Origin of the sequence: Neobacillus sp. YX16 (assembly GCF_030123505.1) — a bacterium.
In the GTDB taxonomy this organism is placed as follows: Bacteria; Bacillota; Bacilli; order Bacillales; family Cytobacillaceae; genus Neobacillus.
Genome location: NZ_CP126115.1, coordinates 1,359,667 through 1,375,240, shown reverse-complemented (window position 1 = coordinate 1,375,240; position 15,574 = coordinate 1,359,667). Strand labels below are relative to the sequence as shown.

Sequence of the window (15,574 nt, the reverse complement as noted above, 5' to 3'; positions counted from 1 at the left end):
TTATTTATTTTACTGATCCCATCATACCTGCTACGAAATGCTTTTGAAGCAAGAAGAAGATGAGTGCTGTAGGTAAAGTTGCAATCACAATGGTTGTCATAATGATTCCGAAGTCAGGTGAATGACTAGACCCAAGATTAGATATGAGCAATGGTATCGTATGGTTCTCAGGAGACTGTAAAACAACGAGTGGCCATAAAAAATTATTCCAGCTTGCCATAAAGGTAATAATGGCAGCTGCTGCATATGTTGTTTTCATCGTCGGAACAAATATACGGAAGAAAACACCAAGCTCTGTTAATCCATCTATTCTTCCAGCTTCTAGTAGCTCTTTTGGAAACATCTTTGTATTTTGTCTGAAGAAAAAGATTAAGAAAGCAGTTGTAATGCTTGGTAACATGGCAGACGTTAGTGTATCAATACCAATCCCGGGTGCCATTTGAGAGATTGTCCCAAACATTCGGAATAAAGGTATCATCATTGCAGCAAAAGGAATCATCATTGAAAGAAGCAAAATATTAAATACAACATCCTTTGCCTTACTTCTGTAGATTTCAAATCCGTAGCCAGCAAGAGATGCAATGATTAGTGATAGAACAGTAGTTGAAATGGATATAATGACTGAGTTTGTTAACGCAGGAACAAGGTCTACCGAATGAATAAGGTTCTGGAAATTTTCCACCAAGTGGGTTCCCGGCACTAATCTTCCTTTTGTAACATCGGAAGATTTATTTGTTGCGCTGACAATCATCCATATAAATGGAAAGATAGAGACAATCGTAAAGATTGATAGGATAATATAAATGAATATTCGATTTATTTTATGCATTTTTATCACCTGCTACTTTGAACTGAATGATTGAAAAGATGACAATCATGATAACAATTGCATATGAGACAGTCGCCGCATAGCCAAAATCAGGAGTATATTTGAATGAAAGATTATAGATATACTGAGAAATTGTTAACGTGGAATTTCCTGGTCCACCTTTTGTTATATTCATAACTTCATCAAACAACTGGAGCGTGCCAATAGTTGACGTAATAGATGTAAATAAAATGATTGGCTTGAGCATAGGAATCGTAATTTTAAAGAATTGTTGAAATGCATTTGCACCATCAATTTTAGCTGCTTCATAAATGGAGTTATCAACGTTTTGAAGAGCTGAAAGATAGAAAATCATATTGTAGCCTGTCCAACGCCATGTGATAGCAATAATAATGGTTACCTTTGCCCAAAAAGGATCCGTAAGCCATTGTATTGGCTCTGATATGAGAGAAACATTTAGGAGTAATTGGTTAATAATCCCATCTGCACCAAATAAATATTTGAATACTACAGAATACGCGACAAGTGACGTAATGCAGGGTAAAAATATTGCAGTACGGAAGAATCCTTTTAGCTTCAATTTCTTATCATTTAATAAAACAGATATAAGCAATGCCAAAATAATCATGATAGGTACTTGGATGATGAGGTAGATTACTGTGTTTTTTACAGCAGCTATAAATGTTGGATCTGTAAATAATCGCAGGTAATTATCGAAACCTACAAATTGTAGATTGGCTCCAGCACCTGACTGAAAAGATAGAATAAGTGCTTGGGCCATAGGGTAGAAATAAAATAAACCTATCATTGCACTTGCTATAGCAATAAACGACCAGCCGATTAATCCATTTTTTAAACGAAGCTTGTTATTATATTTTCTTGGTTTCGACTCTATGCTCTGCTTCGTAGTTGCTTGTATCAATTTCTTCAACTCCCTATTTATTTATTTATTTATATAAGAATAGCCTCGGAAGAACGAGGCTATTTCAAGGCAAATTATTTGATTTGCGTTTCCACTTGTTGTTGTGCTTCTTCTAACACTTTATCAAGGTCTTGACCATCAAGGTATTTCTGCATGGCAACAACTAAAATATCCTCAATCGCATAGGTGTGCATACCATAGTTTACTTGTGGAATTTCTTCAGCCCACTTTGAGAAATCAGAGATAATGGACTGACCACCGAAGAATTCATCTTTGGTTTGATATGCTTCTCCCTCAGTAGCTGGGATATAAGTACCGAGAGCACCAATTTCATTAACTAATTTTTGATATAAATCTACATTTGATCCAAAAGTCTTTGTAAGGAAATCTACTGCTTTTTCTTTCCCTGGAACATTTAGAACATACCATGATGCACCACCTAAGTTAGATGCATTTACTGATTCCATTCCTGGAAGACTAGGATGTGGCACTACTGCCCATTTTCCTGATTGTGAAGCTTCCGCTTTTATTGAAGGCGTAATCCAGTTACCAGTAGTAACTGTAGCAACTTCTCCACCATTGAATGTAGCTAAGAACTGATTCCAGTCTGAATGGAAATTCATTAAATCATTATCAACAAGTTCTTTGTAAATTTCAAATGATAGTTTAAGTGCATCATTTTCAGCTAAATCAGGTGTACTACCATCTGCTTTCACATACCATTTACCTGCGGATTGAATCATGGTACGTAGAATTCCTAAATCACTTGGGTCGTACGTAAGCAATCTTTTACCCGTTGCTTCTTTTACTTTCTTTCCAATTTCAATGTATTCTTTCCAGTCGATATTTTGTAAATCTTCAACTGAATAACCTGCTTCTGCTAAATAATCTGTTCTAACATATAATCCAGTTACCCCTGTATCAAATGGAAGTCCGTAGTTTTCACCATCTACACTAGTGGCTTCCACTTTGTATTGAACAAAATCATCTGTTTCATAAGATCCAGTAAGTGGATGGAACATGTCTGGATATGCTTGAAGGAAACTTTTTGCATTATAATCTTCAATTAACACAATATTGGGCAGTCCCTTTGTTGTACCAGAACTTAAGCTTGTATTAAGTTTTTGAACAATGTCATCTTGAGCATTTTCAATAATGTTCACTTTAAGATCTGAATTCTCAGATGCATAACCTTCCTTCGCTAATTCTAATGCTTTGATGTTAAAGTTTTTATCCCATGCCCAAGCAGTAATTTCATTTGTTTCTGAATCCTTTTTTGATTCAGTCCCATTTGAAGACCCCGAAGAACACGCAGCTAACAAAAGCATACTTACCATTAATAATGCAAATATTTTCTTCATCTATAAACCCCCTAAGATTACTTGTTCTTAAGTAAGCGTTATCTTACTTACATTAATTATGGTACCATCACTTAGAGAGTACGAGTTAGGACGATATTTTTGTAAATTTGTGATATTTTTGCATATTGAATACGTTTCCAACTATTCGTTTGTACTATTTTCAGTTTATATGACAATTTTTAGTTTTTTGTAATGGAAGTGAAATACGAACTTTTGTCCCTTCACCTATCTTACTTGAGATGGTAACACCATAAGCTTCACCATAAATCAGCTGAATACGCTCATCGACGTTTCGAACACCAATCCCACTGAACATCGCCTGTTTGCGCTTCGTACCCGGAAGTTTGTTATCTGCTGATACCTCCATTCCGTCACCATTATCCAATACCTCACAAATTAGGGAAGCTCCTTCTTGCCAAACAAGAACATTAATCGTCCCACCACTCTTTTTATTGAAGCCATGAAAGAAGGAATTTTCAATAAAGGGTTGTAAAATCAGTTTGGGAATTTGGATTTCAAAACACTCTGGCTCAATGAAATAATTCACTCTAATTCGTTCACCATAGCGTTTCTGATTGATTAAGACGTAACTTTTTAAATTGTCTATTTCCTGCCTCACAGTTATCGTTTCACTAATATTACCTATCGTATTTTGTAATAAGGATATCAGCGCATTAACGGTTTCGGCTGCCTCTTCTTTTCCACCTTGCTGGACCATGAATTTGATTGAAGTTAATGTATTATATAAAAAATGTGGATTGATCTGTTGCTGCAGTGCTGCTAATTCCGCATTACGTTTCTGTTTTTGGACTAGCACCAGTTTATTCACATACTCATGAAGCTCATCAAGCATAGAGTTGAAAGCTTGACCAATTTGTCTAGTTTCGTATGTACCCGTAACAGGTATATAATGGTCAAAGTCATTTTTCGGAGTATTTCCGATTTGTTTCACAAGATTTGACAACGAATTTGTTAATCTTCTAGATGCAAAAAATACGATGATGATAGCTAAAAAGATAAACAGTATACATATGAGAACAATCGATTTTTTATCAATGATATTTGCAAATGCAGTTTTTTTATCGATTAAATTTACCAAATACAAATCAAAGGTAGGCAGATATTCACTCATTATTAAATGGTCCTTACCCTTAAAATTTGCATCCATGTAATCCTTTTGCTGCTCCTCTAGTTGGTTAGCATATTTCAGGAGCTCCGGTTCTTTATTTCCAATAAACTCATTACGATTACTGGATAAAATAGTCCCAGACTGATCCATTACTAACACATTATTACCTAAGCTTGTATAGCTGCTATAAAACTTTCTAAAATCCTTTTCTTGAATAGTAAAGTACATAAATCCATAAATATATTTTGAAGTTGGTTCCATAAAAGCCTTAGAAGCAACAATATTTCTTTCTTCTTGAGTTTGATCCCCTTGTTGTTCAAGATGAAATAGCAGCTTTTTAGGTTGTTTGAGTGTATTTGTGGTAATGAAGTGATTATGTAACTCTTTATCAGATGCCGCCCATGAAGGTCTATCTGTTGCATAACTAATACCATTAATACCATAGACCAAAATACTAACATCATAAGCTTCTACACTTGATTTTATATTGGCCATTTGTTTTTTCACATTATAATAATACGTGCCTAACATTGCGTTCGAGTGCTCACCGGTGAGAAAACTCTTGATTGTTCCGTTGTTCATAAGGCTATTAGAAGCGATAACAATCGAATATTGAAAAGTACCTAGGCTCTCCTTTATTTGAGCCATAACCTTGCTATTGTTTAAACTAAACCGTTCAATAAAAAATTTTTCTGACATACGAAATGTGGTCCAGGTTATCAGAGTGGACACAGTAACAATGATTAGTATTGTGATAAGAAACATTTTATAAAATAAGCTATTATGTTTAAATCGTTTCGATATTATTCTCATTTATATCCCATCTCTTAAACTCAAGTGTGTTTTCTTCTATATTTACTAGGTGACATTCCATTGACCTTTTTAAATACTTTACAAAAATAGCTATGATCTGAATAACCAACCATTCCGCTAATGTCTGAAATCGAGGCTGCATCCTTAAGTAAAAGCTGCGAAGCCTTTTCAATTCGAACCTTATTCAAATACTCAATAAACCCTTCTTTATTATGTGTAGAAAAATAGTTAGACATATAGGAAGGATTAAAATGAAAATGCTCAGCTACGTCTGAAAGGCTAAGTTGTTCTGCATAATGTTCTTCAATATATTGCAGGATTTTCTTCATATTTAAATTACTAGGTTGATTTTTCTCCGAATGTAAGCATTTGTTCACTTGTTCAATAAATTTATTTAGTTGTTCTACTGTCTCATTAGACGACTGCGCCTCGTTAATTGCCCTAAAATACTCATATTTGGCATTCTTTATTTCAGTGACATCGTATTCCATGTTATTTAGTATGACAGTAATGTGAAAGATGATATTTTCAAAGAAAGATTTAAATTCGAAAATATCCGTTGAATAACATTTAGAGTATACTGATACATACTCCTGTAAATAGCTAAAAGCTTCCTGAAAGCGGCTATGCTTACATTCACTTGTGAACCAATCCATTTTGAAAGCTTCACTATTCGGTACTTCTCGTTGTAAATCCTGTTCTCTTAAAAAAGGAATGTTGGGGAAATAAAATTGATATTGTAGCAATTTTGATATCTTTTCATTATATATAAGCCCTACTTTTGAAAAATCAGTAAATTGTTCACTTAGAACAAAGCCTAAATCTTTATTGGCTTCCGCAATCTTTTGTATAAAATTGATTACCTCTTTGGATTGATCTTTATTTACATTTAGAATGACTGCTGTTTTATTCTTATCCAAGGTAATGGAATAATGTGTTGCTTGAGGTAAATAAGAACGGTACTGATTTGTAATATTATCTTGAATTTGAAGCAGATCTCCTCTAGGAATTTGCCCATTAAAAACTACACCTAAAATATAGAAGCTGTCATAGGGAAATACTCTAGTTAGTAACTCTGCATCATAATCCATTTCAAAACCAGAAATTAACTTATCAATTACTAGATTAACAGAAATGCGATCCTGCTGTTTTTTCTCATTTGAATTAGTAGGTGTCATCCTGCTTACTGCTTTATTTAACCCGTCTAACAATGTACGTGCATCCAGCTTAGGCTTTAATATATAATCAACAACTCCACTTTGAAAGGTAGAACGAACATAGTCAAATTCCCCAAAACTACTGAGTATAATGATTTCGATATCTGGATATTTTGACTTAACGATTCTTGTCAATTCTTCCCCATCCATAATAGGCATCACAATATCGGTTATTACGATTTGGGGTTGAGTCCGTTCAATGATCTCAAGTGCTTCCTTTCCATTTGAAGCCTCTCCCACAATTTGAAAGCCTTCTTGCTCCCAATTCATGTAGTGTTTTATCCCCTGTCTAATTAAGATTTCATCATCTACAATAATAATTTTACATAGTTCTTTAGTTGCCATAATGTTCACCTCAGACGCAAAGCTAATTTACAAATATTCTTTCATATATTATACACATCATATCTAGTATTGGCATTTTAACCGCAGATTTATTATTTTGAATATTCAATCTAAAATTATACTAATAAAATATATTGACTCACCATTTCGCTCGTGATAAATTATTTTTTAATAAATAAAATCTATGACGAGAAAGCACTAACTCGTCCCAATTTAGGGGCGAGTTTTTTTATGTAAAAATAATTCTATTTTTATTCTAGGGGGGTAAGTCGAAATGAAAAATTTAATTGTGATCACAGGTTCCTTGATCGTGGCTTTTGCCTTTAATTTCTTTCTCGTTCCTTATGGAATACTGAGTAGCGGTATAAGTGGTATTGCGATTTTGATTGGGCTAATCACTCCATTTAATATTGGCTTAATGAATCTGCTGCTTAATTTACCATTAATGATTTTAGGCTATTTTAAACTTGGGAAAATGATTACCATCAATACACTCATTTGTGTTTTATCACTTTCTGTTTTCTTATACCTGTTGCCCGCAGTTCCTGTGACGGACAATATATTGCTCTCAACCATTTTTGGAGGAATCATTGGAGGCATTGGAGTCGGCATCATTTTAAAGTCCTCCGGAACTTCTGGTGGTCTAGATATCATTGCGATTATCCTTTCCCGAACAAGTAATCTTTCTGTTGGTCTTCTTCTTACTGGTATGAACGGCATCATTGTACTTATTTCTGGAGCAGCTTTCAGCTGGAATATTGCCTTATACACGCTTTTGTCTATCTATTTAACTGGAAAAATGATTGATACCATCCACACGGATCATATTAAATTGACTATGCAGATAGTCACTTCAAAAGGTGAGTTAATACGAAAAGAATTACTAGAATCAGTCTATCGAGGGATTACAATCACGGAAGGCTATGGCGGCTACTCCCAAGAGAAAAAACAGATTATCATGATGGTTGTTACAAGCTACGAAACGGCACAAATAAAAAAAATTGTCCGTACCCATGATGAAAATGCATTTATTAATATATTTAAGACCGTTGAAGTTGACGGTGTATTCGCTAAAAATTAGAAGGGTTTTGCTTGACCATGAGCAAAAGGAATGTATTATTCGCAGGATTTTACGTTATTAGAAATGTATTAAAGGACTTGGCATGTACAAAAATCCGATGCTTAAAATGAGAGGGAGCCCTAGTTTTTTAAACGGGCTCCCTTTATTTACAAAAAGTGCTAAGGGGATGACTTTTATCCTGCAGATTATTAATGGCTTCTCTCATGGTACAGTTCCCCGTTTAATAAATTTAATCGCTCTTTTATTAAACTGTCCATTATGGGTCATAGATCACAATGTGAAAAGTGCTCCATAATGTTTGCTCCTATGCTGATAGTTTGATATCTTTTTCCTTTTTTCTTGTATTTGAATACAGAGTAAATAATAGAATAAACCATAGAGGTGTCAACAATAAGGCCGGACGTGTTTCCTCAGCAACCAGCATAATGATGAGAATCATGGCAAACAACGCTAAGACAGCATAATTACTAAATGGTGTGAATGGTGCTTTAAAGGTTGACTTTTTATGCAATTGTGGCTGTGTTTTCTTGTACCGTAAATGGCAAATGAGAATGACACCCCAAACCCAAATAAAACAAATTGCACTAATCGTTGTCACGATACCAAAAGCTTGTTCCGGAATAAGTTTGCTCAATAGTGCGCCTACTGATACGACAAGGGCGGATACCCATAAAGCATTACTTGGTACATAATTTTTATTCAGTTTTGCAAACTTGGATGGCGCCTGGTCATTTTTCCCTAAATTAAACAGGATCCGGCTTGTTGAAAACATCCCGCTGTTACAAGCAGAAGCGGCTGAAGTTAAGACGACAAAATTAATAATTCCTGCTGCAACCGGAATTCCGACTAACCCAAACGTTTTAACAAAAGGACTTTCTGCAGGATTTAGCTCTGTCCATGGGTTCACACATAATAAGATGATCAGAGCACCAACATAGAAGAATAAAATCCTTGCAGGAATTTTATTAATCGCCGATGGGATATTTTTTTCTGGATTGGCTGTTTCCGCTGCTGATACACCCACTAATTCCACACCGACATAGGCAAAGACGACCATTTGGAAGGAAAGTAAGAAACCTGAAACGCCATTTGGAAAAAGTCCTCCATGTTGCCAAAGGTTTTGAACCGTAACCGTTCCAACATCAGTCTTGAATCCCATCACGAGCAAAATAACCCCAATGCCAATCAATACGAGAATCGTTATTACTTTTATCAAAGCAAACCAAAACTCTAATTCTCCGAACAGCTTTACCGTTAATAGATTCAGTCCTAATATAATGATTAAACAGATGATGGCAGGTATCCATTGTGGAATATCAAACCAATATTGTACATATAAACCAACTGCAATCACATCAGCCATAGCAACCATAATCCAGCAAAACCAATAGGTCCATCCGGTTACAAACGCTGCCCGAGATCCAAGATAATCTTCGGCAATGTCTGTAAAAGATTGATAACCTGCTTTAGACAAAAGAAGTTCTCCTAGCGCCCTCATAACAAAAAATACGGCGATACCTACGATTAAATAAGCAAAGATGATGGATGGGCCTGCCAGTTGTATCGCTTTACCTGATCCTAAGAACAATCCGGTACCAATGGTGCCGCCAATTGCGATTAGTTGAACATGCCGATTTTTTAAATCTCTCTTTAATTCTTGTTGTGCCAAACCTAACTCCTCCTTAAAAACGATTCTTTAATGTGAAACGATAAGCAATAATTTTACCCATTAACTTTATGAGAGACTGCTCTTTCTTCTTTTCTAAAACAAAAAAAAGAGATTGGATGTCCTCCAATCTCTTAGGTCTAAGAATAACAAATAATATTTATCATGCTAACGATTTTCAGCATAACAAATAAATATTCAGTACTCTTCTGTCCTTTTGCCTGAGATTGTGAACCCTTCGGCGCCGCTTAAATTCCAGCGGTCTCTCCAGAAGCTGCTCCTGCTATAGTGTGACCCATAGCAATCATAGCCTCAAATTATTAAGTTTTTTACTCATGTTAACTATCTTCAAATAATTTTTAATTTTAATAGTATTTAAACACTTTGTCAACAATCAATGTGATGGTTTTAAAGTACGTTTTAGGAATTCCCTCGTACGGTCTTGTGTTGGATTATTGAAAATTTGCTCCGGACTTCCTTCTTCTGCAATAACTCCCTTGTCCATAAATACAGCGCGATCTGATACTTCTTTCTTAAAGTACCATTCTACAACACCGATTCACTACCTTGGCGCTCCGGCTTTCGCTTACTTATCATGGACTTGATTAAACTAATCATAAATAAAAGAGGAACATAGCCAAATAAAAAAATGAGACCTGAGTAACGTACAACCTTTTCCAACAGTTGCTTAAACAGGATATCCTCTGCGTTACAAATAATTAAAAAGGAACTACCAAGTAGGAAGAAGAGAATAAATGTTGGTGTTAGTTTCTTAAAGGTCAGTTTTATGATTCGCACGGATGACCACAAGTACGTGCAAACGACTGGTATAAAAACTAATAGCCATGTAAAGATAAAAATAAACTCAAACCGTTCTAGAAAAGGCAATTGGATAATTTTTATTATGCTCAAGGTTGGCCAAGATAAATGTTGAAGTTTACCTTGTGTGAAGTACATAAATGTTACTAGAGTGATTACAAGGTAAAAGATTGTTGTGTAGAGTAAACCGTAATGTCCCCACTTACTGGACTTCATCCCGTTTTTAATAAAAGGAAAAAACACAAATATCGCCTCTACGCCAAAATACATGAATCCACTTTCTTTTGCTGATAGTAGATAGTCTTTGAAATCATGGTTAAATAAAGGCATGATGTAGGTATAATCTATATATCTAATTACATAGACAAAAGATAACAACAAAAAGCTTGGAATAATGACCCCCCAGAACGCTATACCTGCAATTAAACGGAAGCCGCCAGAAACAATATAGTAAACACACAAACAGATAAGGAGAGAAATTTCCCAAGAACTAATCCCATCAAACACCCAAATTTGGAGAATATCTACATAGGATTGCAAGGCTAGTAGTCCTACCGCAAAAAAATAGATTGCCACCAAAATATTTAGAATGCCTCCTACATATTTACCAAATAAGTCAGTATGAAATGATATGATATCTCCTTGGCTAGAATTTCTCATGATATGTAACATCATGAGGAAAATAATGTGTAAGCTTAGACCGACAACCAAAACAGAAACCCATGCATCCTGTCCTGCTCCTTTAATAATTTCTGATTGAAACTTTAATACTCCAATACCTGTTTGGGTCCCATGAATGAGAAAAAACATGAAATAGGGTGAAACCATAGCATTTTCCTTAACCTTTGATTGCATCCGTAATCATCCTTATGAGTTAAACATCTAAACCTGTATTCATTATTTCTAAATGAACTTCTACGTTAATTGGTAAACTAGGATACCTCTCATAAAACTCCTTTTCATCCCAATCCCTCATTTGGGACCTCACAATATTACCAATCCCTATTGGGTCAACTTCATTTTCTTTTAAAGTCATCAAAAGCTCTTCCGCCATTTTTTTCACTTCTACTTTTATTAATTTTATTAAAAGCTCTTTATCTTTTTCATTCGAAAGCTTAATCCAATTAGGATACTGACTTACTGTCCATTGCAGATTTAAGGTAAGATTCAACTCAGGTTGATTTAGATTATTTTTTTTAAATTCCCATTTTTGACTATTTTTATAACCACGAGTGATAACAATACCTTTTTTGCTCATATGTTCGACATCCATTTTTAAGGTACCTTCAACCCGTCTATTTTTTAGAATCGAAAAGAGTATCGTCTGTTCTTCATTTATCTTGAGTTTTAGCTTGTCATCCTTAAATATTCCAATGCCGTCAACCATCAATTTCTTTTGGTCATCAAATAAAATCATGGGAACAAAAGCGTCCATTCCTTGTCCGTAAAAATGATTTAAAAAGTAATGAAGATTCATTTCCGGTAAGTATTGCCTAGTGATATTATGTTGTATGATATCAAGTAAATTAAGTGAATCTCCCTTCCTAAATTCATGTAATGTATCCTCTGCTGATTGTTCTGAAACCACAAGTTGAATTCTAGTTCCAAGCTCTGGATTAATAATAAATCGTTCTACCATATCACCAATACCAGATTCAGCATACTTCTTCCCAAACACAATCACTCTCAACTTTGCAAACTTAACAGGCGTGTCCGTATGCTTATTCAATTCTTGGTAAAATAAATTCCCAGCAACCGCTTTTTCTGTTAATAATTGAATATTATCGGTATCTTTACTTTTCGTGTAATTCGGAAATAGTGCCGTTCCGATTAGCTGTTTATCATCTTTATCAAACCCGAACACATGAACCATGGTTACCTTATCGATGGTTCTCATTCTCGTACATCCCAATAGGCTGACTAGACATATGGAAATCAAAAATAGGATCATACTACTTCGCCTTTTATTCAACTTTATCTCAACTTTCATATAGGTTGTTATTCAGAATTAAGACCTTCCTCAGGGTCCCGATTGATCGTTGGCTCATACATTTTCTGAGTTAGAGGTCTTAAAAAAGAGGGACGTTTTTTCAAAAAAAGAAACGGCGGCCTACTAAAAGAATTTATGATACCGCCTTTTCGATATGGAAATAAAGGTATCATATAAGGGTTACCCAAAGATTTTAAACGCATCAGATGTGTAATTAAAAGAATTATTCCAATGTAAATACCGAATCCCCCATATAAAGCAGCAAGGAGGATAAAAGGATATCGAAGGATTCTAACAGCATTGGACATTTTATAGATTGGAGTCGTAAAGGACGACAACGCAGATAATGCCACGATAATTAATAAAATATTACTTGTTAAAGCTGCTTCAACGGTTGCCTGCCCAATTACAATTCCCCCAACAATCCCGAGTGTTTGACCAATTTTCGTTGGCAGTCTAGCTCCCGCTTCTCTTAGAAATTCGATGGTTAATTCTAAAAACAAAACTTCTATTGCTGGCGGGAATGGAACATTGGCTCTTGAATAAACAATAGGTCCCAATAAATCCTTCGGTACTACCTCAAAATGGAACGTTAAGATTGCCACATAAAAAGGGGTCGAAAAAACAGAAAACAACATCCCAATGATTCGGATAAGTTTAAAAAATGATGCTACAATCCAAGGCAAATAATAATCTTCAGGGGATGAAAAAAAGTCCATGAGATTTGATGGCCCTGTCACGACATAGCATGATTTATCACTTATGAGAGCCACATGCCCCTGAATTAATGCATAAACGGCTCTGTCGACTCTCTCTGTAGTGATATATAACGGAAAAGGAGTAGTAGTATGATCCGATATCATTTGTTCCAATTGAGTGTTATCGAATAAAACATCAATGTCAAGATTTGAAATTCGCTGCCTTACTGTCTTCACATATTCCGGATTTGTGATTCCATCTAAGTAGGAAACCACAACCTTTGTTTGCGATCTCGTTCCAACTACAAACTCTTCAAAGATAAGATCAGATGTCACGAGTTCACTTCTTAATAAGTGAAGATTCGTACTGAGATCCTCTATAAATCCTGTTTTCGGACCAATTACACTAAACTCATTTTCTGTTTCATTTGTTTCCCGCTTACCAAACCGGGAATTTTCCAAACTAATGAGCACACAATCCTGTTTGTATTCACTTAGTTGAATCACTACATAGCCTTCATGGAGGCTCTTTTCTACCTCTTTTCCATCACTCGAAATCTTAATACCTTCAATTGGTATAAATCGTTTGATATCATCAAGTTTATTTATTGATTCTATTTTTTCCATTAGGCTTGGGAGGAGAGATTGATGAAATAAATCTATATTAATTAAAGTCTTATAAAAACTAATTTGTAGCCGATTGTTTGACTCAATTGGTGATAAACTTGAAAAGTCACTAGATTTTTTTGCCTTTTCAAAAACCTCATCAATGGTTTTCTCCTGTGTATCATATTTACTAATAAAGTTTGTTCGTTTTATTTTTTTTTTGAACATTTATCCACCAAATCCCAAATAAAATGTAAAACCTTCCACTTTTAGTATGTTTCAATATGAATAAATTATGTTTCTGTTACATCTAGAATTTTCATCAGATATAATTCAACGCATAGAAAAAAGCCTCACTGTAAGGAGGCTTTCCTTTTCACCAGTTGAAATCATTAATTTTAAAGCCTGTTATGGTCATACTGCTAGTGCTTGAATTTGTTCTTAGGCAATCATCCAGTAAATACAAAAAGAACGCCTTTCAATGTGAAAAGCGCTCCTTAAATGTTTGCTTCTATGCTGATATACAATTTAGACATTGCACATTCCTAGTAATCTATTAGAAAAATAGATTATGATTGTTTTAAAGTACGTTTTAAGAATTCCCTAGTACGGTCTTGTGTTGGATTATTGAAAATTTGCTCAGGACTTCCTTCTTCTGCAATAACTCCCTTGTCCATAAATACAGCGCGATCAGATACTTCTTTGGCAAATTCCATTTCGTGCGTTACGATTAACATCGTAAGACCTGATTCGGCGAGTTCCTTCATGACCTTTAGAACCTCTCCTACCATTTCTGGATCAAGCGCGGATGTTGGTTCATCAAATAACATCACATCTGGTTCCATCGAAAGTGCTCTTGCAATCGCCACGCGTTGCTTTTGGCCACCGGATAGCTGCTTTGGCTTCGCGTTGATATATTTGTCCATTCCAACAACCTTCAAGTACTTCATCGCTACTTTTTCAGCTTCTTCTTTGGAGCGTTTTAATACTTTTATTTGTCCTACCACACAGTTGTTGAGGACATTGTGATTGTTAAATAAGTTAAATTGTTGGAATACCATGCCTAAATGCTTTCGGTAATCCGCTACATCATGCTTGTCATCCAGGATATTTTCACCATGATAGATAATTTGTCCGCCGCTTGGTTTTTCTAATAGATTAATACAACGAAGAAGAGTTGATTTACCAGATCCTGAGGAACCGATAATGGAGACTACTTCCCCTTTATTCACAGAAAAATTAATGTCTTTTAGTACTTCATGCGTTCCAAAGGATTTGTTTAAATGTTGAATATCAATAATCTTTTCCATATTCTCCTCCTCCTTCTCCCATTATTTTTGATTTACTTCTAGCTGTGTATCGTTGCCAATCATCGTATAGTTGTCAGAGCCATCTAATTTCTTTTCGAGGTATAGCAATATTCTTGTGACAATAAAGGTCATTACAAAATAAATCATACATGCTACGAAAAATGATTCGAAATATCTAAAGTTATTACCTGAAATCGATTTTGTAACGAAATATAATTCTGTAACCGAAATAACATTCAGAACGGATGTATCTTTAATATTAATAACAAATTGATTTCCTGTAGCAGGTAGAATATTGCGAATAACCTGTGGTAATACAACATTCCACATCGTTTGCACATGATTCATTCCGATAGCATGCGCTGCTTCGAACTGTCCTTTATCAATCGAAACAATCCCGCCACGAACGATTTCTGCCATATAGGCTCCTGTATTGATCGATACCACAATAATAGCCGCAACAAAAACATTCATATCTAAACCAAATGCTAACGCAGAACCATAATAAATCACCATCGCTTGTACAATCATCGGTGTTCCACGGAAGAATTCGATATAAATAGAAAGGATTACATTAATTATTTTTAAAAATACCTTTTTCGCTCCACGTTCAGGTACTGGAATGGTACGTATTACCCCTGCTAATAATCCAATAATCGCCCCCAAAACCGTCCCAATAAGAGCAATCAAAAGTGTTAAACCAGCACCACGAAGGAACATAGGCCAGTTTTCCGAGATAATTGTAATGACCCACTCAAAACTCATCTTTTATCCTCCTTTACTGTATA

Annotated in this window: 12 protein-coding genes, 1 pseudogene and 1 riboswitch; of the genes and pseudogenes, 1 reads left to right on the top strand and 12 read right to left on the bottom strand. The window is 35.1% G+C overall.

The features are described 5' to 3' along the window. Positions 1–4: 4 nt before the first annotated feature. From QNH48_RS06745 to QNH48_RS06725, 5 genes are all read right to left on the bottom strand, one after another. Complete coding sequence (locus QNH48_RS06745; protein WP_283954286.1) at positions 5–829, bottom strand: carbohydrate ABC transporter permease; 825 nt, start codon at positions 827–829, stop codon at positions 5–7. Next, a complete protein-coding gene (locus QNH48_RS06740) occupies positions 822–1,748 on the bottom strand; it encodes a carbohydrate ABC transporter permease (protein WP_481858487.1) in 927 nt (308 codons plus the stop codon). The genes QNH48_RS06745 and QNH48_RS06740 overlap by 8 nt, the downstream gene beginning before the upstream one ends. A 77-nt stretch (positions 1,749–1,825) precedes the next feature. Next, on the bottom strand, positions 1,826–3,112 hold the full coding sequence (locus QNH48_RS06735; protein ID WP_283954285.1) for an ABC transporter substrate-binding protein: 1,287 nt from the start codon (positions 3,110–3,112) through the stop codon (positions 1,826–1,828). A gap of 160 nt (positions 3,113–3,272) precedes the next feature. Then, positions 3,273–5,054 (bottom strand): sensor histidine kinase, encoded by a 1,782-nt coding sequence (locus tag QNH48_RS06730; protein ID WP_283954284.1) that lies wholly within the window; start codon positions 5,052–5,054, stop codon positions 3,273–3,275. A 20-nt stretch (positions 5,055–5,074) separates the two neighbouring features. Then, positions 5,075–6,616: a response regulator transcription factor gene (locus QNH48_RS06725; protein ID WP_283954283.1), complete on the bottom strand. Its 1,542-nt coding sequence runs from the start codon at positions 6,614–6,616 to the stop codon at positions 5,075–5,077. 274 nt (positions 6,617–6,890) lie between these two features. Between QNH48_RS06725 and QNH48_RS06720 the strand changes: the two genes are divergently transcribed. Beyond that, positions 6,891–7,697 carry a YitT family protein gene (locus QNH48_RS06720; RefSeq protein ID WP_283954282.1) on the top strand — a complete coding sequence of 269 codons (807 nt, stop codon included), beginning with the start codon at positions 6,891–6,893 and terminating at the stop codon, positions 7,695–7,697. A gap of 304 nt (positions 7,698–8,001) precedes the next feature. Here QNH48_RS06720 and QNH48_RS06715 read toward each other — a convergent pair whose 3' ends face one another. The 7 genes and pseudogenes from QNH48_RS06715 to QNH48_RS06685 all read right to left on the bottom strand — a co-directional run bounded on the left by QNH48_RS06715 (position 8,002) and on the right by QNH48_RS06685 (position 15,551). After that, positions 8,002–9,366, bottom strand: coding sequence for an amino acid permease (locus QNH48_RS06715; RefSeq protein WP_283954281.1), 1,365 nt, complete (start codon positions 9,364–9,366; stop codon positions 8,002–8,004). 196 nt (positions 9,367–9,562) lie between these two features. Next, positions 9,563–9,644: riboswitch (glycine riboswitch) on the bottom strand. 113 nt (positions 9,645–9,757) lie between these two features. Continuing rightward, positions 9,758–9,910: pseudogene (locus QNH48_RS06710) on the bottom strand (amino acid ABC transporter ATP-binding protein); the annotation flags it as partial. Then, positions 9,910–11,037, bottom strand: a complete 1,128-nt coding sequence (locus QNH48_RS06705) for a GerAB/ArcD/ProY family transporter (RefSeq protein WP_283954280.1) — start codon at positions 11,035–11,037, stop codon at positions 9,910–9,912. The pseudogene QNH48_RS06710 and the gene QNH48_RS06705, both read right to left, overlap by 1 nt. Positions 11,038–11,056: 19 nt before the next feature. Continuing rightward, on the bottom strand, positions 11,057–12,133 hold the full coding sequence (locus tag QNH48_RS06700) for a Ger(x)C family spore germination protein (RefSeq protein WP_283954279.1): 1,077 nt from the start codon (positions 12,131–12,133) through the stop codon (positions 11,057–11,059). 47 nt (positions 12,134–12,180) lie between these two features. Beyond that, complete coding sequence (locus tag QNH48_RS06695; protein ID WP_283954278.1) at positions 12,181–13,704, bottom strand: spore germination protein; 1,524 nt, start codon at positions 13,702–13,704, stop codon at positions 12,181–12,183. 341 nt (positions 13,705–14,045) lie between these two features. Further along, positions 14,046–14,786 carry an amino acid ABC transporter ATP-binding protein gene (locus QNH48_RS06690; RefSeq protein ID WP_283954277.1) on the bottom strand — a complete coding sequence of 247 codons (741 nt, stop codon included), beginning with the start codon at positions 14,784–14,786 and terminating at the stop codon, positions 14,046–14,048. Between the two features lie 21 nt (positions 14,787–14,807). After that, the gene (locus QNH48_RS06685) at positions 14,808–15,551 is read right to left on the bottom strand and encodes an amino acid ABC transporter permease (RefSeq protein WP_283954276.1); all 744 of its coding nucleotides are present in this window, start codon (positions 15,549–15,551) and stop codon (positions 14,808–14,810) included. Positions 15,552–15,574 lie beyond the last annotated feature (23 nt).

Coding starts and splice junctions, on each gene's coding strand:
- QNH48_RS06745 (WP_283954286.1), bottom strand. CDS start 829: ATGCATAAAATAAATCGAATATTCATTTATATTATCCTATCAATCTTT.
- QNH48_RS06735 (WP_283954285.1), bottom strand. CDS start 3,112: ATGAAGAAAATATTTGCATTATTAATGGTAAGTATGCTTTTGTTAGCT.
- QNH48_RS06730 (WP_283954284.1), bottom strand. CDS start 5,054: ATGAGAATAATATCGAAACGATTTAAACATAATAGCTTATTTTATAAA.
- QNH48_RS06725 (WP_283954283.1), bottom strand. CDS start 6,616: ATGGCAACTAAAGAACTATGTAAAATTATTATTGTAGATGATGAAATC.
- QNH48_RS06720 (WP_283954282.1), top strand. CDS start 6,891: ATGAAAAATTTAATTGTGATCACAGGTTCCTTGATCGTGGCTTTTGCC.
- QNH48_RS06705 (WP_283954280.1), bottom strand. CDS start 11,037: ATGCAATCAAAGGTTAAGGAAAATGCTATGGTTTCACCCTATTTCATG.
- QNH48_RS06700 (WP_283954279.1), bottom strand. CDS start 12,133: ATGATCCTATTTTTGATTTCCATATGTCTAGTCAGCCTATTGGGATGT.
- QNH48_RS06695 (WP_283954278.1), bottom strand. CDS start 13,704: ATGTTCAAAAAAAAAATAAAACGAACAAACTTTATTAGTAAATATGAT.
- QNH48_RS06690 (WP_283954277.1), bottom strand. CDS start 14,786: ATGGAAAAGATTATTGATATTCAACATTTAAACAAATCCTTTGGAACG.
- QNH48_RS06685 (WP_283954276.1), bottom strand. CDS start 15,551: ATGAGTTTTGAGTGGGTCATTACAATTATCTCGGAAAACTGGCCTATG.